This window comes from Mesorhizobium huakuii, assembly GCF_030160235.1.
Classification (GTDB): domain Bacteria; phylum Pseudomonadota; class Alphaproteobacteria; order Rhizobiales; family Rhizobiaceae; genus Mesorhizobium; species Mesorhizobium huakuii.
Map to the genome: position 1 here is coordinate 17727 of NZ_BSNY01000023.1, position 15498 is coordinate 33224.

The window sequence follows — 15498 nt, forward strand, 5'->3', positions numbered from 1 at the left end:
ATGAAGGAGGGGACGTCGCGTTTTGTCGCCCCCTCTGACCTGCCGTAATACGGGAGCAACCCTTGCCAGCTGAAGCCGCACCCGTCCTGCTTGCCGTCGAGGGCGTCACCAAGCATTTCGCCGGTGTCACCGCGCTGAGCGACGTCTCGCTCGACATCCACCCCGGCGAAATCCTCGGCCTGCTCGGCGAAAACGGCGCCGGCAAATCGACGCTCTTGAAAATCCTGTCCGGCGTCATGCCGCCGTCCAGCGGGCGCATCACTTTCGACGGCGCCGACTACGCGCCATCCAGCCCGCAGGATGCCAAGCGGCTCGGCATCGTCACCATCTACCAGGAACTCAGCCTGATCCCGACGCTGACGGTGGCGGAGAACATTTTTATCGGCCGCGCGCCGACAGGTCCGCTGGGACTGGTGAGCTGGAAGCGCATGGAGCGGGACTCGCGCGACATCATCGCCCGCGTCGGCCTTTCCATCGATCCGATGACGCCGGTCTCGGCGCTGTCGGTGGCCGAGCAGCAGCTGGTCGAGATCGCCCGCGCCCTGTCGCTGAGGAGCCGGCTGATCATCATGGACGAACCGACCTCGGCGCTGACCGAGACGGAGGTGCAGCGGCTCTTGTCGATCATGGGCCGGCTGCGCCAGGACAAGGTCGCCATCATGTTCGTCACCCACCGGCTGGAGGAGGCCTCCGCCATCTGCGACCGCATGACGGTGCTGCGCGACGGCAGGCTGGCCGGGCATCTCGACCGCGACAAGGGGCGGCCGATCCTGCTGCCGCGGATCATCGAGAAAATGGTCGGCCGCGCGGCTTCCGAACTTTATGCAAGGCCGGCACAGCGCGCGGTGGCCGGCGACATCGTTTTGTCGGTGCGCGGCTTGCGCACCGTGCGCGATCCCGAGGCGCCGCATGCCATCGTGCTCGACGGCGTCGACATCGATCTCAAGGCCGGCGAGATCCTCGGCGTCGCCGGGCTTGTCGGCTCGGGCCGCACGGAACTGGCGCGCGCCATTTTTGGCGCCGACCGCATCGCGGCGGGCACGATCATGCTGGACGGCAAACAGATCGCGCCGGCATCGCCGGCGGACGCCATCGCGCTCGGCATCGGCCTGGTGCCGGAGGACCGCAAGCACCAGGCGATCTTTGCCGCGCTCGGCATCCTGCCGAATTTCTCCGTCGCCTCGCTGGGCACGTTCAGCAACGGCTTCGGCTTCATGGCCGAGCGGCGCGAGCGCGATGCGCTGTCGGGTTTCAGGAAAATGCTGTCGATCCGCATGGCCTCGGCCGAGCAGGCGATCGAGGGCCTGTCGGGCGGCAACCAGCAGAAGGTGATCCTGGCGCGCTGGCTGGCGCGCGATCCGAAAGTGCTGATCGTCGACGAGCCGACGCGCGGCGTCGATGTCGGCGCCAAGGCGGAGGTGCACCAGATCCTGGTGCAATTGGCGGCACGCGGCATCGCGGTGATGATGATCTCGTCCGAGCTGCCCGAAGTGCTGGCGGTGTCGGACCGCATCGTCACCATGCGCCGGGGCCGCATCACCGGCGAGATGCCGGGCGTCGAGGCAAACGAGGAAAAACTGATGGAACTGATGGCGCTCGACAGCCAAGATGCGCTTGGGCAAGACGCGCTTGGGCAGGATGCGGAGGATCAGGCACGATGAGCATCGCCGAAGAGCAGAGCCAGCGCGGCGGCGCGACGATCGCGCGGCTGTTGATGAGTTTCGGGCCGCTGCTGTTCCTGGCGGCGCTGGTCGTCGTCTTCACCGTTTTGAAGCCGAGCTTCATCGACCCGATCAACCTGTTCAACATCACCCGGCAGATCTCGATCACCGGGCTGATCGCGCTCGGCATGACCTTCGTCATCCTCACCGCCGGCATCGACCTGTCGGTCGGCTCGCTGCTGGCCTTCTGCGGCATGGTCGCGGCCGTCGTCGCCAAGGGCGGCGCGGCCAACACGCTGTCGCTGTCGACGTCAGGAACGCAGGGCTATGGCTGGTTCGCCGCACTGCTCGCCGCCGTCATTGTCGGCGCCGCCGCCGGCGGCGTGCAGGGGCTTGCCATCACCAGGCTGAAAGTGCCGCCCTTCGTCGTCACGCTGGGCGGGCTGACGGTGTTTCGCGGGCTGACGCTGACCATCTCCAATGGCGGCCCGATCTCGGGCTTCGACGCCTCGATGCGCTGGTTCGGCACGGGGTTGATCGGCCCGGTGCCGGTGCCGGCGATTATCTTCGCCATCGCCGCGATCCTGTGCCACATCGTGCTGCGCTACACGCGCTATGGCCGCGCCGTCTATGCCGTCGGCGGCAATGCCGAGGCCGCACGGCTGTCGGGCCTGCGCGTCGACCGCATCCTGATCTCGGTCTATGTCATCGTCGGCTTCTTCGCCGGGCTCGCCGCCTTCGTGCTGTCGGCGCGGCTCAATTCCTCGGAAGCGGTCGCCGGCATCGGCTACGAGCTGACGGTGATCTCCGCCGTCGTCATCGGCGGCACCTCGCTGTTTGGCGGCATCGGCTCGGTCGGCGGCACGGTTGTGGGGGCGGCGCTGATCGGCGTGCTGCAGAACGGGCTGCAGTTCAACAATGTCTCGTCCTACACGCAAAGCATCGTGATCGGGCTGATCCTGATCCTGGCGGTGGCGTTCGACCGGTGGCTGAAGTCGCGGGTGCGGAGATGAGCGCTCTTCCTTCCCCCCCTTGTGGGGGAAGGTGGATCGGCGCGAAGCGCCGAGACGGATGAGGGGTGTTCGACGGAACGAGGCGTTGATGATTTTGCGCCGATATACCCGCCGCAGAACAAGCGTGGCGCCAAGCTGGAGCACTCCTCATCCGTCTCGGCGCTGACGCGCCGATCCACCTTCTCCCACAAGGGGAGAAGGAAGAACCATCACCCCGGCAACTTCTCCTCGATGATCCGCGCCGAGCCCGGCACCAGATGCCCGGCCTGATCGAAGCGCAGCACCACCACCCAGTTGAAGACATCGCCGGGCCATTTCCCGTTCGGCAGCAGCGCCTGCGGGTCGGCGCCGAAGGCCGTGATGAGTTTTCCCAGCTGGCCGTGATGCCAGGCGATCAGGATCGACTTGCCGTGGGTTTCGCTGGAGAGTGCCGCGACGAGAGCTTTGACGTCCTTGTCGGCGAAGCGCTGGTCGATGGGCAGTTTCAGCGCCTGGCTGAGCGGCGTCAGCGTCAGCCGCTCGCGCGCGCTGTTCTTCGAATCGGCAGTGGCCACCAGCACATCGGGCCGGAAGGCGACGCCATCGAGCATGAAGGGCTGGAAATAGGCGACATAGGCCTGTGCGCGGGCTTCGCCTTCGGGCGACAGGCCGGGGCCGCTGTCGGGCTTCTCGCCATGGCGCACGATCAGCACAGTGGCGTCGGCAAGCCCTGATGTGCCGTCGCGGGCATGGGCGGACAGGGCAAGCGCCATCATCCACAGGGCGGCGAGAAAAAGGGTTTTCATGGTGGGTCCTTCCGGCGATTCTCAAGGCCATCAATCTGCGCAGCAATTCGACGGAATCAGGGCTGGTGGAGCTTTCCCTTCCCCCCTTGTGGGGGAAGGTGGCCTCGCGAAGCGAGGTCGGATGAGGGGTATTCCAGCTTGGCGATGTGGGTTCCCATGACGGTGCGCTGCGCGGACTCGACGCAAACGCGGCATTCCGTGTAGCACCCCTCATCCGTCTCGGTGCTGACGCACCGATCCACCTTCCCCCACAAGGGGGGAAGGGAAGGCCGGCCCGGTTGCAAAACGATCGGGCCTTGCTAGAAAGACCCGGGGCGGGTGGCATCGTGAGAGACCTCATGTTTGCCGATATCATCAGGCCGATCAGCTTGAGTTTTTCGCTGCTGCGCCGCTTCTGGCCGCAGCTTGTCGCACTGGTGCTGGCCGGGGTGCTGGCAGGCGATCTCCTGTTGCAGCTGGCGGCGAAAGTGGCGCTCGCCAATCATTTCGCCGGGCTCGCCATGCTGACCCTGGTGGCGCTGGCGCAGCTGGTGGTGACGGTGGCGATGTTCCACGTGGTGCGCCCCGGCCTGCCGCATCTCTTGGCCGCGCAGCGCGGTGCCGACAAGGCCGCCGAGGAGCAGGATACTGGCGACCGGCGCGGCTCGCGGCTGGTGCGCATGATCACCATCGCGCTGCTGCCCTTCTTCGCCTATTACGCGGCCTGGGGGTTCCTCGGCGATATCGTGCGGCAATATTCGCGCGCCACGCTCGACCAGGCCGATTTCGGTCAGGCCGGAAATGTGCTCGACGTGCTGGATTCGCGCTGGCTGCTGATCTCGGTGGCGGTGTCCTGGCTGATCCGCCGGCTTGCCAAGTTCATGCAGACCAAGACGAAAACCGCCTCGTTCTGGCAGATCGTGGTGGTGATCTGCGAGACCAACTGGATCTTCGTCGGCCTCTATGTGATCAGCCGCTGGAAGGACACGGCGCTGCAATGGCTGATGAGCCGGTCCTTCTGGTCGGTGCTGCAGGCTGCCGCCGACGGGCTGGCGAGCCCGGTGCCGGTGGCGACGGCGGCCCCGATGGTGCCGGTCGAGCTCACCTCGGTCGCGCCTTCGACGCTGGCCATCAACCTGTTCTTCTACATGCTGCTGCCGCTGATCTGGCTGGTCATGGCGGCGCTGATCTACGGCTATGACGTGCGCGACGATGCCGCCCTGATGCGCGTGCACAATCGCGTGGAGCGGTTCGGCAAGCGCTATGCCGGCCTGCCGAAATTCCTGCGCGACTTCGTCGAACATTTCGTCGCCGGCTACCGCTCGCGCTATCTGCCGATCGCCAATGGCGTGCGGCTGACGGTGAGTTCCAGCCTGCTGCTCCTGTGCACGCTGATCATCGGCTATCGCCTCATCGACTGGGGCGCCGCCTGGCTATGGCTCGGTGCGACGCGGCTGATCGGCCCGCACGACCTCGATGTCTGGCAGATTTTCTCGCACGGCGTGACGCTGCTGTTCGGCAGTCCGTTCCAGGATTCCTCCACCGGCATTTTGATCGAGCCGATCAGGATATGTTTTCTGGCGGCGGTGCTGGAGACGGCGTTTTCGCTGAGCAAGGGTAGATGAGCTTCCTTCTCCCCGTCGCTATACGGGGAGAAGGTGCCGGCAGGCGGATGAGGGGCGGCGCTGGCATGGCAGAATAGAGCGCCTGGATTGTGTCAGCTGTCGCAATCCTCAGCGGCCACTTATCGGAGCGCTGGCGCTGCCCCTCATTGCGCTGCCGGGCATTTCTCCCCGTATAGAGACGGGGGGAAAGTACCTATTTCGGCGGCCGCTGAAAGCGCAGATACCATGGCCGCTCGCTGCCCAGCCCGACCGCCGGCCGGATGGTCTTGATGGTGTCCTCCGGCACGATGAAAGTGTCGCCGATGGTGACGACGTCGCCCTTCCTGGCGCCGGAGAAGATCGCCGAGCTGCAGTTCATCACACCCGCCGGCAGGCTGACGCCGCTGATGAAATCCGGCAGCCAGCGGCGCCCGGCGGCGTCGGTCAGCATCAGCTTGCAGCCCAGCCACTGCTTCTGCAGGTCGGGGTCGCCGATGGTGACGGTGAAGGTGGCGATGACGGCGAAGGCGTGGTCGGGCAGGCGGCCGGCCTTGCCGCCGCGCAGATCGGCCAGCTTCCAGTCGCTGCCGCCGAACGGCACCGACTGGCCGAAATCGACATCCCGGGCGATGAGGTCCTCGCCACGCAGCCATTCGCGGGCGCTGTCATAGCTGGTTTCGGCCAGCGTCAGCGGCAGCAGGATGGCGAGCGCCACAAGGCTGCGCCGCCGCCATTTTTTCTCGGGCTGCGTTTCTTCGCTGACGATCGGTCCGCTATCGGTAGAAACGGCGCTCATGTCTTGCCTTGAGGTGTCTGGGCCTGCGGGGCGTCGAGGTCGTATTCCGGCAGCACATCCGCCGGCTGGCCGTCGGCGGATGTCGGCACCCCATCGAGGCTGATGCGGGCCTGGGCGTCGAGCGGGCCGAACTGGCGCGCTGATATCAGCAGGCTGGCGCCGCTTATCTGGTCGGGCGGTATTTCGAACACGAACAGCCCGCGCTTCTCCAGGCCTGGATCGACGCCATGCGGCGGCATGTCCTGGCGGTAGCCCAGCCGCTCCGTCTGGTGGTAGCGCAGCCCCGCCGGGCCTTGCCAGGTGCCGTCGGCGACCGTGGTGGAGGCGGCGGTGGCGGTGAGGCTGGTCGACACCACCGCCCACAGGCCACTGGTGGTCAAAAGCTTTTCCTGGCCGAACTGGTTGGTCTTGAGCTGGCGGGCAAAGACGACCTTGTCCAGCCGGACATCGAAGCTGCGCGCGCGCACTGTGTCATGCATGGCGCCGTCGACCGGGATCGGCGCGGTGAGATCGGCATAGTGCGGCTTCGTCACCTGCATGCCGTAGCTCACCGCCACGGTGGCGGCGAGGACGACGAGATTGCCGAGGACGCGGATTCTCATGAGCCGGTTCCCTGCACGTCGGCGACCGGCAAGGTGATGGTGCCGAGCCGGTAGGGATTGAACCAGCCCGGCATGCCAAAGAGGTTGTCGCGCGGCTTGAAAATCTCGGCGGTGACGCCGAAGCTCAGGCTGGCCGGGACAGTGGCGTCGCCGGCCAGCGGCCAGACATAGGCCATGCGCTCGGTCATGCCGGGATGCAGTTCCGGCGTCAGCGTCGCATCGCGCGTCAGCGCGATCATCGGCATGGGATCGGGCAGGGCGATGCCGTCCGGCTTGAAGACATCGAAATAGGCCTTGTCGGATTGCGCGGTGCGGTTGGTCATGTCGGCCTCCAGCACCAGCGCCTTCTGGCCGGGCTTCAAAAGCACGCCATAGACCCTGGCGTGGCTGACATAGGCGCGCACCGGCTGGACGCGCCAGCGCCCCGCATCGATGGCGGCATCGAGCGGCAATTGCGGCGGAGCGTGGGCGGGGAGGGCGCCGAAAGCGCCCATCAGGCCGGCGACGAACAGCGCCGCGAAGGTTCCCGCGCCGGCCGTGATCCAGGTTTGAACTTTTGAGCGGGCAGTCCTGAACATTCCAAATCATGCACGTCGAACGAACAGCCACCCCTGGCGCAATCTAGGAAGAAACAGAGCCGATTGAAACCCGCAAATGGCTGGTCCAGCACGGCCGGTCCTCAGGCCGCTTCGAGCGCCCACAGGCGATGGCCGTAGCGGCGGAAGAAGCGCGCAATGAGACGCTGCTGCCTGGCCCGGACGAGATCGGGCAGGCGCCGCTCCTGGCGCCAGCGCGGCATGTTGCGCCAGCAGGCGATGAAGCGGGCGGTGTCCTCGATGGCCTCCTGCGCCGACAGCGCCGGGCCGATCGCCGCCAGGAACAGCGGTTCGGATTGTTTCAACTCGTCGATGACGGCCTTACGCCGGAAATGATCCTGGCGTGCCTGCGCGATGCCGTTGCGGCGGATCGCCTCGAAGGCTTCGAGCAGAGCAGGGCTGTCGCCGGTGTAACCGCAGGCGCGGGCGAAATCGGCGGCATCCATCATTGCTCCCGGGTCTGATGCGGCAGGCGACTCACATTTGTGAGATTATGAAAGCATAACTCAAAAATTGATAAAAGAGAAACTTGTGGGAAAGTGTTAAAACTGCGACTCGACTCCCGGCTCAAAACGCAGGAATATACGAACAAATCAGGAACAAACGGGGTGGAGTGGCAATGGCATTGCCGGGCAGGAAACCAGTCATCGGGCATGTCGTCTCGATATCGGTCGAGTGCGCCGATTGTGGCCGCAACAGGTGGTGGAAACCGGATGAGCTCCGGCGTTTCGGCGTGACGGGCAGCACGCCGCTGGCGGAGCTTTCCGGTCGTATCGTCTGCTCGGCCTGCCGCGCCGACGGGCTGCCGGGCACGGCGATCTCCATCCAGGCAGCCTTCATCGACGAGCGCCAGCGCGTGCGCAGCGAGGCGCAGATGCTGAGCGAGCGCGAGGTGCTGCTGGAGGGGGCGAGGCGGGCTTGAGTTTTTGGAGGGGCGTCAGCGCTGGAGAAGGGAAGGACGCGCTGCCTCCAATACCCCAGCAATTCCTTCAGCCGTATCGCCCGCCAGACATGCTCGATTGCATAGTGGTCGAAGGGTTGCGTTTCTCAATCGTCGGCTTCGCGTGGGCTCAATGTTGGCGCGTCAAGGTTTGGGTATAGACACCTTGAACGTTCCATCTCGATCTCGCGAAACTTTTATCGGATGATCGGGAATCGTAGGGGGCGGCGCCATGTTGGCCGCCATTCCGTCTTCCAGCCGGTCCGCTCGCAGCAGTTCTTCCGCTCTTGCGGTCTTGAGTCGCTCCAACTGGTCGATAAGAAATCCGGACATCGAATTCTCCGAGGCAACGGCAGGCAGTTTCCAGCAACTATGCATGTATGCAAATGTTTGCTGCGCGGCAAGAAATTGGTTTTTTGTTCGCTGGGCGAGCGCTTCTCATTCACAGGGAAGCGGGGAGGATCTGCCTCTAATACCCCAGCAATTCCTTCAGCGGTATAACCCGCCAGACATGCTTGATCGCATAGCGGTTGAAGGTGATCGTCTTGGGCGGATTGTACTGCTCGACCACCAGCTCGCCCGCGGTGCGCTTGACCAGCTTCTTGACGAAGGCCTTGCCGTTCTTCTCGTTTTCTTCCGGAAACGTCTCGATCACCACATGGTCGCCGGGCACGGCGTCGCGGCCGCCGCAATAGATGAGGTCGCCGGGTTCGTAGCGCGGCACCATGGAATCGGACAATACGTGCAGGGCGAACACTTTCGGCAGGTTGCGCACGCCGGGCGGGCGCTGGACGTAGCCGGCGGGTTCGCCGTTGAAGGTGAAGTCGCCGTCATCGCCGCCGACCGCGGCGCCCAGCACCTCGATATCCATTGAGCCGGCGGGCATCGGGCCGGCATCGGTGACGATCTCGGCATCGGCCACCGGGCCGGCATCGTCGAGGAAGACGACCTCGCCTTTGCCAAGCGCCACCGGGTCGACACGCAGGAAGGCGGCGGTCTTCAACAGGTTCTCGGTCTTGGGCAGGTTGCGGCCGGTTTCCCAATTGCCGACGGCGGCGACATCGGTGTCGTTGTGCTCGGCAATGTGGCGCATGACCAGGCCGCGCTGCTTGCGCGCCTGGCGTATCGCCGCTCCGACCTTGATCGACAGTTCCGTTTTGGCCATGGCACCCATGTGAGCGATGAAAGCGGCTCTCGTCTATGAAAGAATGGCTTGCATCTATTTTTGAGTTATGCTTATATCTGGCCATGCAGAACCTGTCCAGCTTTCACAGCGCGGTAGCGCCAGCCTCGCATGAGACGAACAAGGCAACCGATGTCGCCAGTCATTCCCTTCCGTTCCGGCCGTCCTCCTCCCCGGCCGGGGCGAAGCCCGAGCGCCTTGGTGCCTCGGGTCCGGTCCGCCCGTCCCTGGCGACCGGAACGGCCGGAGCCGCCGCTCCCCTCGGCTCCGGCCCCCAATTCGACCGGCCTGCCGCCGGTCCATACGCGCGCTCCTGCATCCGCACGCAGGACGGCACCGTCATCCTGTTCGAGCCGATGACGGGCAGGGCGGTTTCCGCGCCCGACAGGAAGACGGCTGAGGCGCGGCTGGCGCGCCTGACCGCGGGGCATTCGATCCGCTCCGGCTGATACCGGCCACGAGCCGGCTTTCGTACCGAACCCCCTGACCGTGGCCCGGACCGGGCCCGAACCCTGACGCCTGACCGACGGCGCGCTCGCAAGCGCGGCCGAAGGCCGACCCTGGATGGAGCCTGGACAATGGCAAGCTACAGCGACGCCGAACTGCAAGAGATCGCCCGCTGGCTGAAGGAGGGGCTTTCGGCCTCGAGGATCGCGGCGTCGTTCAGCGCGCTGCGCGGCAGCCCGGTCTCACGCAACGCCATCATCGGCATCGTCCACCGCAACGCCATGCTGGGTGCGATCGGCTTTGCCCATGGCCGGGGGATGCCACCGGTCGCGAGGCAGGCTGCCGGCGAACAGGCGACACGCAAGCCGGCGGCCGCAAAGCGGGCAAACGGCAAGGCCAGCGGCAAGGCGATGGCGCAAAAGCGCGCCGGCATCCATGCCGCCGAGGGCGCGCGCAAGAAGAAGGCGTGGACCCGGCGCGATTCCACGCCGGCGTGGCTGCCGCCGCGCCTGTTCGTGCGTGAGGTGGGCTTGCTGATCGCCGATGGCGAGGCCTACCGTCTAAAGGCGCCCGCGCCGCAGCGCGGACCGATCGGCCGCCAGCCGCATGGCGTGGCCATGCGCTTCATCGATTGCCTGTTCGACCGCTGCCGCGCGCCGCTCGACCTGGCGCTGGAAGAGGACCCGGAGAACGACGCGCCCGGCGGCCGGCCAGGTGCCGACATGCTGTGCTGCGGCATGCGAACCAAAGGGCTGAAAAGCTACTGCGGCTACCACCAGGCGCGGTTTCAGAGGCGGGTTTGCGCGTGAGCCTATTTCGGTATCTGCCGGCCCTGCTTGGGCATGCGGCTCTGCACGGTGCGTGCCTCCAGCCGCATCGGCGGGCCACCTTCGGCTACCAGGATGCCGGCGACGCGGGCAAAGCCGGTGAATACCTTTATCGCGTCGGATTCGGAGATCTGCGCGGCGATCGCGGCACTGCAGGCGTTGAGCGCGCTGCGGTAAACATGGCCGCGCCGCTCGATCGGCCAGCGCTGCAGAAAATCGGCCGCGTCGCTGACGCTGTCGATCTCCTCGACCTGCCCTTCCAGGCTGACTTTGAGCGGCACTCCGGTTTTCAGCGTACCCACGGCGTTCACCTTCGATCTGAGCGAGACTATAAAGCCCGCGCTTATAAACGCGCAAGGCCGCCACGCGGTTGCATCGCCCCAGCGTCACGGGCCGACGGCGGCGTCGAGCCAGTCATGCGCGCGGCTTCTCGGCCTGGCCACCAATATGCCTTGTTGCCGGGCGGTCTTGCTGAAGGCCTCGAAGGCGGTGCGCGGGCAGCAACTGCCCTCGACCGCCAGCCGGACCAGCCTTGCGGCTTCGATATAGGCGGGTGCTGTCTTGTCGGGCCACTTGTGCCGCAATGCCGTCTCGGCGTCGGCCACCGAGCCGACCAGCATGGTCTTGTTGTCGCAAAAACGCAGCGTAATCGGCATGAACGCCGTCATCGGCAAACCTCCCCTTGGCACGGACGCGTCATAACGTGCGGGCCGGCGGCTGGTTCCATTAGCTTGCGTGCAAGCATGGGGCCGGCATGAGCGAGCGGCCCTTCATGCAACTCTACGTCTCCGATTTCGTCGGCGACACCTTGCAGCTCTCCACCGAGCAGATCGGCGCCTACATGCTCATCCTGATGGCGATGTGGAACGCCGGCGGCCGGCTGCCCGATGACGACGCCAAGCTCGCGCGGGTGGCGCGCCTTTCCCTCAAGAGATGGCGCGCCATCAGCGCCGATCTTTTGAGCTTCTTCGAGCGCGAGGCGGGCGAGATCGGCCACAAGAGGCTGGCGAAGGAACTGCACAAAGCGCAGGTCAAAAGCGAAGCGAGGGCCGCCGCCGGCGCACGCGGCGGTGCCGTCACCGCCTTGAAAACAAGGGCGCATGGGGCGGCAAATGCCGGCACTTTGCCGCGGCATTCTCCAGACTCCAGAAACCAGAATGAAAAAGCTTCCGCTTTTTCCCCTGAAAATGCGCAGCATTTTTCGGCTCGTGGAGAGCAAGAAGCGGGGGCGTCCTCCCCTGAAAATGCGCAGCATTTTTCGGCTCGCGGGGAGCAAGAAGCGGGGGCGTCCTCCCCTGAAAATGCGCAGCATTTGTGCCCTGTGGGCAGGAACAGACCGCATCGCGGTCGTTCGGGAAAGAAACCCGGCTGGCACCGGCCGAAAACCCATACCGACGCCGCCAACGCCATCATCGAGGAGATACGCACCCATGACCGCAGCCGAACTGCAGCAGGCGACGAAGGCGCTGGCCGCGATGTTCTCATGCTTCCCGCAATCCGCCCTGACTGATGTCGAGATGCAGATGCGTGGCTATCTCGGCGCGGTGCGCGACGCCGAACTCGCCGATCTGCAGGCCGCCATCCAGCGCTTCGTGCGCGGCGAGGTAAGAACCGGCAACGCCCAGTTCTGCCCGTCTAGCGCGCAGCTCTGCATCGAGGTGCGGGAGCGGCGGACGATGCGCGAGCTGATGGCGCGGCGGGCGGTGCAAGCGCCCGCGAAGCAAGTGATTGCTCGATGATCTCTCCAACCAGAAACGCCTCAGCCCAAACCCAAGGAGCCACCCATGCCCAAGAAAGCCAAAGCCGCCAAAGCGCAGGCGCCGAAACTGCCGAAGGGCGAGGCCGAGCAGGTGCGCATCCGCCGCGAAGTCGGCCATGATTTCGCGCTGAAAGACGACGCCTTCGGCCGCAAGCGGCTGGCCGCCGGCACGGCTGAAGCACGGCGCGTCTACGAGGTCTCGAATGATGGCTACACCTCCACCGGCGGCATTGTACGGGTGCGCAATGTCGATCCGTTGCTGGGCATCACCTCACTATCGCGCCAGCAGCGCGAGGCCGGCCAGCGCTACCGCGAGGATTTCCAGTGCAGCCAGCAGGCGGGCGTGAAACCGATGCGCTGGAGCGAGCGCGTCGACGGCGGCCGCCAGGGCGGCGGCATCGCCGACAGCGTGCTCGACGCCGGTCGGGCGCATGCCGCCGCCACAAGGGCGCTGGGTCACTGGGAAGTGGCGGTGGTGGTGCGACAAGTCTGTTGCGCCGGCGGGTCGATCAAGAGCCTGGCGGAGCAGACGGGCGAGGGCAGGGACGTGGTGACGAAGCTGTTGAAGGTCGGGCTGGACCTGCTGGCGGTACATTATGGGATGATGATGGGGCGGTGAGGGCCGGCCAAACAATCCGGCCGGCGATGCCGGCCGGATCAGTTCACAGGGATCAGATTATCCGCAGACGCGGACTTCCTCGGTGATCCTGTGATGATGGCGCCAGTGATTGATCACTTCGATGTGGCAACGGTGGTGCCGGTGGAAATAACGCGGCCTGTAACCGTCATCATAGGGGTCGTAGGGGCTGTAGACATAACGCCCGCCGCCATAGTCCCCATAGCCATCGTAATAGTCATTGCCGTAAGAATTGTCGTAGCCGCCGATGCCGATAAAGACGTGACTGCGGGCGGCCGCCGGGGCGATCATCGCCGCAGCCGAAGCAATGGCGATAACCGAGACAAGCAGGAGCTTCTTCATGGCTACCTCCTTTTCAGGTTGATCTAATATAACTCCCGGAAGGCGGGCGCGTTCCATGGATTTTACGATCCACCGACCAGATCAGGGCGCGGAATGTGACGCTTTGGCGCTACGTGGCGGAGCTGGTTGATGCCGGCTGAGGGCTCTTCCCTTCTCCCCTTGTGGGAGAAGGTGGATCGGCGCGCAGTGCCGAGACGGTTGAGGGGTGGGTGCCGGAGTGCCGTCGGTGCCAAGCTGGAGCACCCCTCATCCGACCTCGCTTCGCGAGGCCACCTTCTCCCACAAGGGGAGTAGGGAACACCCGCTTTACCCCTCTAAAACAGCGCCTTCTCCAGCGGCCCCTCCAAGGTCTCCGCAAAGGCCGTCGCCAGATGGTGGCGGTCACGAAACGCGAGTTTGCCACCGATGAAGACATGGCACTGGGTCGGACCGCAGAAGCGGTCGGTGAGGTCGACATAGCGCGTGTCGGGGACGCTTTTGACCACGGCGCGCTCTTGGGCGGCGGCGCCGTCATTCGCGGCCTGCGCCCGCGGCGTGTCGCAGCGCGAGGGGGGCTCGCGCCACCACAGGGCACGGGCCACGCAGGAATCGGCAAAGCTGTCGCCGATCGGCGTGTCGCGGATGACGGCGGTCTCGACGCCGGCCTGGCTGAAGGCCTGCAGCGTGGAGCGCAGGCCGGCCTGCCAGCGCGCGGTCTCGGCCTTGCGGCCGGCGGCGGGCATGTCGCGCGTCAGGTTGCCGATCGAGAATTCCGAGATCACCACCAGGCGCGGCTTGCGGCGGATGATGTCCGCGATCGCCTGCTCGCGCCAGGCGTCGCATTCGGTGTAGTCGCGCTTCAGCACCGTGTTGAAGGTCGACAGCCGCGAGGCGCGGCACGAGGATTTGAGATAGGTGACCACCTTGGTGTCGTTGCGCCTGGCCGCCTCGACCAGCGGCGTCGACCAATGGTCGGCATGTGAATCGCCGAACAGCACGATGGTGTGGGCAGCATCCACCGGGCCGAAGGTGCAGGGCTTCGGCTTCACCGTGTGGAAGTCGAGCAGGCAGTTTTTGTCGGTGGCGCGCGCGATGGAAGGCTGTTCGGCCGCCTGTTCGATGCCGCGCTGGGCGGGGTCTATGTTGCGGGTCGCCAGATGCGCGTTGGCATAGGCCGCCGCCACGCCCACGCCGGTCAGCGCCAGGGCGGGGGCCAGCGCTCGAGCGCCCGCCATCAGCCAGCCGCCGCGCCGCGCCGGGTTCTCGATCAAATGATAGGTGAGGAATGCCAGCGCCAGCGCCAGCGCGCCGCAGCCGAAGCGCTGGAGGACGCTGAGATCCGGCGCCAGCATGCCGGCATAGACGATGATCGGCCAGTGCCAGAGATAGAGCGAATAGGAGAGCGTGCCGACCCACTGCAGGGGCGGCAGCGAAAGCAGGGAAGCGGGCGCGAGGGCCTGCCAGCGGGCCGGGCTGGTTGCCGCCGCATGGTTCTCTTCGCCGGCGCCGCTCAGCAGCACCAGCACCGTGCCGGCGACCGGCAGCAGCGCGTACCAGCCGGGGAAGGGCAGGTCCTCGCTCAAGCTGAGATAGGCGACCGCGATCAACGCCAGGCCGAGCCAGCCCTGCGCCGATCGCAGCCATGGCCGCTGTTGCCACAAGGCCGCCGGCGCCAGCGTCGCCAGGCCGCCGGCGGCGAATTCCCAGGCGCGCAGCGGCGAGAAGTAGAAGGCCCAGGCCGGCGAGAGGCTGGTGAGCCACAGGCAGGCGGCGAAGGAGGCGAGGCCGGCGACGCCGATCACCGCCACCGCCATGCGCCGGCCTGGACGCAGCCAGGCGGCGAACAAAAGCAGCGCCGGCCAGACGAGATAGAACTGCTCCTCCACCGACAGCGACCAGAAGTGGATGAAGGGGTTGCTCAAGGCATCGGCGGCGAAATAGTCGAACGACCAGCGCAGCAGCCACAGATTGATGGCATAGGCCGAGGCGAACATGGCGCCGCGCGAATAGAGCGCCTGCTCCTGCGGCGCCAGGATGAAATAGCCGGCGCCGAGCGTCGCCAGGATGACGAACAGGGCCGCCGGCAAGAGACGCCGGGCGCGGCGGGCATAGAAGCGCCAGAGGTCGAGCCGGCCGGTCTCGGTGATCTCGCCCATCAGGTGCGTCGTGATCAGCCAGCCGGAGATGACGAAGAAGATGTCGACGCCGGCAAAGCCGCCAGGCAGTGCCGAGAGGCCGAAATGATAGGCCACGACGCCGCCGACCGCCAGCGCGCGCAATCCCTGTATGTCAGGCCGAAACGATGCCGCCACGACAGCTCCTTCGTTGCGCCCAGCCCGCCCCGCGTG

Annotated in this window: 20 protein-coding genes; 9 read left to right on the top strand and 11 right to left on the bottom strand. The window is 66.0% G+C overall.

The annotated features are described in order from the left end of the window. Positions 1-62 precede the first annotated feature (62 nt). Positions 63-1661: a sugar ABC transporter ATP-binding protein gene (locus tag QQK95_RS12420; protein ID WP_284272671.1), complete on the top strand. Its 1599-nt coding sequence runs from the start codon at positions 63-65 to the stop codon at positions 1659-1661. Further along, the gene (locus QQK95_RS12425) at positions 1658-2674 is read left to right on the top strand and encodes an ABC transporter permease (protein ID WP_284272674.1); all 1017 of its coding nucleotides are present in this window, start codon (positions 1658-1660) and stop codon (positions 2672-2674) included. The genes QQK95_RS12420 and QQK95_RS12425 overlap by 4 nt, the downstream gene beginning before the upstream one ends. A 209-nt stretch (positions 2675-2883) precedes the next feature. Here the strand turns inward: QQK95_RS12425 and QQK95_RS12430 are convergent, their stop codons facing one another. Further along, positions 2884-3459: a flagellar basal body-associated protein FliL gene (locus QQK95_RS12430; RefSeq protein ID WP_284272676.1), complete on the bottom strand. Its 576-nt coding sequence runs from the start codon at positions 3457-3459 to the stop codon at positions 2884-2886. Between the two features lie 338 nt (positions 3460-3797). Here QQK95_RS12430 and QQK95_RS12435 point away from each other — a divergent pair, with 338 nt between their 5' ends. Further along, a complete protein-coding gene (locus tag QQK95_RS12435; protein WP_284272678.1) occupies positions 3798-5063 on the top strand; it encodes a hypothetical protein in 1266 nt (421 codons plus the stop codon). A 193-nt stretch (positions 5064-5256) separates the two neighbouring features. Here the strand turns inward: QQK95_RS12435 and QQK95_RS12440 are convergent, their stop codons facing one another. The 4 genes from QQK95_RS12440 to QQK95_RS12455 form a co-directional block, all read right to left on the bottom strand. After that, on the bottom strand, positions 5257-5838 hold the full coding sequence (locus QQK95_RS12440) for a hypothetical protein (protein WP_284272680.1): 582 nt from the start codon (positions 5836-5838) through the stop codon (positions 5257-5259). Beyond that, positions 5835-6440 (bottom strand): hypothetical protein, encoded by a 606-nt coding sequence (locus tag QQK95_RS12445; protein WP_284272682.1) that lies wholly within the window; start codon positions 6438-6440, stop codon positions 5835-5837. The genes QQK95_RS12440 and QQK95_RS12445 overlap by 4 nt, the downstream gene beginning before the upstream one ends. Further along, positions 6437-7018, bottom strand: a complete 582-nt coding sequence (locus tag QQK95_RS12450) for a hypothetical protein (RefSeq protein ID WP_284272684.1) — start codon at positions 7016-7018, stop codon at positions 6437-6439. The genes QQK95_RS12445 and QQK95_RS12450 overlap by 4 nt, the downstream gene beginning before the upstream one ends. 101 nt (positions 7019-7119) lie before the next feature. Then, positions 7120-7482, bottom strand: coding sequence for a hypothetical protein (locus tag QQK95_RS12455; protein ID WP_284272686.1), 363 nt, complete (start codon positions 7480-7482; stop codon positions 7120-7122). Between the two features lie 173 nt (positions 7483-7655). Here QQK95_RS12455 and QQK95_RS12460 point away from each other — a divergent pair, with 173 nt between their 5' ends. Further along, on the top strand, positions 7656-7958 hold the full coding sequence (locus QQK95_RS12460; protein WP_284272688.1) for a hypothetical protein: 303 nt from the start codon (positions 7656-7658) through the stop codon (positions 7956-7958). A 162-nt stretch (positions 7959-8120) separates the two neighbouring features. Here the strand turns inward: QQK95_RS12460 and QQK95_RS12465 are convergent, their stop codons facing one another. Further along, the gene (locus QQK95_RS12465; RefSeq protein WP_284272690.1) at positions 8121-8309 is read right to left on the bottom strand and encodes a hypothetical protein; all 189 of its coding nucleotides are present in this window, start codon (positions 8307-8309) and stop codon (positions 8121-8123) included. Between the two features lie 136 nt (positions 8310-8445). Further along, positions 8446-9150 (bottom strand): XRE family transcriptional regulator, encoded by a 705-nt coding sequence (locus QQK95_RS12470; protein ID WP_284272692.1) that lies wholly within the window; start codon positions 9148-9150, stop codon positions 8446-8448. Positions 9151-9224: 74 nt separating this feature from the next. Between QQK95_RS12470 and QQK95_RS12475 the strand changes: the two genes are divergently transcribed. Together QQK95_RS12475 and QQK95_RS12480 are read left to right on the top strand one after the other, a co-directional pair. After that, a complete protein-coding gene (locus QQK95_RS12475) occupies positions 9225-9608 on the top strand; it encodes a hypothetical protein (RefSeq protein ID WP_284272694.1) in 384 nt (127 codons plus the stop codon). 129 nt (positions 9609-9737) lie between these two features. Next, positions 9738-10415: a GcrA family cell cycle regulator gene (locus tag QQK95_RS12480; protein ID WP_284272696.1), complete on the top strand. Its 678-nt coding sequence runs from the start codon at positions 9738-9740 to the stop codon at positions 10413-10415. A gap of 2 nt (positions 10416-10417) precedes the next feature. Here QQK95_RS12480 and QQK95_RS12485 read toward each other — a convergent pair whose 3' ends face one another. Next, positions 10418-10735, bottom strand: coding sequence for a DUF982 domain-containing protein (locus QQK95_RS12485; protein WP_409371685.1), 318 nt, complete (start codon positions 10733-10735; stop codon positions 10418-10420). Between the two features lie 84 nt (positions 10736-10819). Next, the gene (locus tag QQK95_RS12490) at positions 10820-11101 is read right to left on the bottom strand and encodes a DUF982 domain-containing protein (RefSeq protein WP_284272701.1); all 282 of its coding nucleotides are present in this window, start codon (positions 11099-11101) and stop codon (positions 10820-10822) included. Between the two features lie 86 nt (positions 11102-11187). Between QQK95_RS12490 and QQK95_RS12495 the strand changes: the two genes are divergently transcribed. From QQK95_RS12495 to QQK95_RS12505, 3 genes are read left to right on the top strand one after another with little or no spacing between them, the layout of a single operon-like run. After that, the gene (locus QQK95_RS12495; protein WP_284272703.1) at positions 11188-11943 is read left to right on the top strand and encodes a YdaU family protein; all 756 of its coding nucleotides are present in this window, start codon (positions 11188-11190) and stop codon (positions 11941-11943) included. Then, positions 11864-12172 carry a hypothetical protein gene (locus tag QQK95_RS12500; RefSeq protein WP_284272705.1) on the top strand — a complete coding sequence of 103 codons (309 nt, stop codon included), beginning with the start codon at positions 11864-11866 and terminating at the stop codon, positions 12170-12172. The genes QQK95_RS12495 and QQK95_RS12500 overlap by 80 nt, the downstream gene beginning before the upstream one ends. Positions 12173-12217: 45 nt before the next feature. After that, a complete protein-coding gene (locus QQK95_RS12505; RefSeq protein WP_284272707.1) occupies positions 12218-12811 on the top strand; it encodes a DUF6456 domain-containing protein in 594 nt (197 codons plus the stop codon). 57 nt (positions 12812-12868) lie between these two features. On the opposite strand, the gene QQK95_RS12510 is transcribed toward QQK95_RS12505, so the two are convergent. Continuing rightward, positions 12869-13171 (bottom strand): hypothetical protein, encoded by a 303-nt coding sequence (locus QQK95_RS12510; protein WP_284272709.1) that lies wholly within the window; start codon positions 13169-13171, stop codon positions 12869-12871. Positions 13172-13485: 314 nt separating this feature from the next. After that, complete coding sequence (locus QQK95_RS12515; RefSeq protein WP_284272710.1) at positions 13486-15462, bottom strand: acyltransferase family protein; 1977 nt, start codon at positions 15460-15462, stop codon at positions 13486-13488. Between the last annotated feature and the right edge of the window lie 36 nt (positions 15463-15498).

Coding starts and splice junctions, on each gene's coding strand:
- QQK95_RS12475 (WP_284272694.1), top strand. CDS start 9,225: ATGCAGAACCTGTCCAGCTTTCACAGCGCGGTAGCGCCAGCCTCGCAT.
- QQK95_RS12470 (WP_284272692.1), bottom strand. CDS start 9,150: ATGGGTGCCATGGCCAAAACGGAACTGTCGATCAAGGTCGGAGCGGCG.
- QQK95_RS12495 (WP_284272703.1), top strand. CDS start 11,188: ATGAGCGAGCGGCCCTTCATGCAACTCTACGTCTCCGATTTCGTCGGC.
- QQK95_RS12455 (WP_284272686.1), bottom strand. CDS start 7,482: ATGGATGCCGCCGATTTCGCCCGCGCCTGCGGTTACACCGGCGACAGC.
- QQK95_RS12450 (WP_284272684.1), bottom strand. CDS start 7,018: ATGTTCAGGACTGCCCGCTCAAAAGTTCAAACCTGGATCACGGCCGGC.
- QQK95_RS12460 (WP_284272688.1), top strand. CDS start 7,656: ATGGCATTGCCGGGCAGGAAACCAGTCATCGGGCATGTCGTCTCGATA.
- QQK95_RS12435 (WP_284272678.1), top strand. CDS start 3,798: ATGTTTGCCGATATCATCAGGCCGATCAGCTTGAGTTTTTCGCTGCTG.
- QQK95_RS12440 (WP_284272680.1), bottom strand. CDS start 5,838: ATGAGCGCCGTTTCTACCGATAGCGGACCGATCGTCAGCGAAGAAACG.
- QQK95_RS12510 (WP_284272709.1), bottom strand. CDS start 13,171: ATGAAGAAGCTCCTGCTTGTCTCGGTTATCGCCATTGCTTCGGCTGCG.
- QQK95_RS12480 (WP_284272696.1), top strand. CDS start 9,738: ATGGCAAGCTACAGCGACGCCGAACTGCAAGAGATCGCCCGCTGGCTG.
- QQK95_RS12430 (WP_284272676.1), bottom strand. CDS start 3,459: ATGAAAACCCTTTTTCTCGCCGCCCTGTGGATGATGGCGCTTGCCCTG.
- QQK95_RS12500 (WP_284272705.1), top strand. CDS start 11,864: ATGACCGCAGCCGAACTGCAGCAGGCGACGAAGGCGCTGGCCGCGATG.
- QQK95_RS12445 (WP_284272682.1), bottom strand. CDS start 6,440: ATGAGAATCCGCGTCCTCGGCAATCTCGTCGTCCTCGCCGCCACCGTG.
- QQK95_RS12425 (WP_284272674.1), top strand. CDS start 1,658: ATGAGCATCGCCGAAGAGCAGAGCCAGCGCGGCGGCGCGACGATCGCG.
- QQK95_RS12490 (WP_284272701.1), bottom strand. CDS start 11,101: ATGACGGCGTTCATGCCGATTACGCTGCGTTTTTGCGACAACAAGACC.
- QQK95_RS12505 (WP_284272707.1), top strand. CDS start 12,218: ATGCCCAAGAAAGCCAAAGCCGCCAAAGCGCAGGCGCCGAAACTGCCG.
- QQK95_RS12465 (WP_284272690.1), bottom strand. CDS start 8,309: ATGTCCGGATTTCTTATCGACCAGTTGGAGCGACTCAAGACCGCAAGA.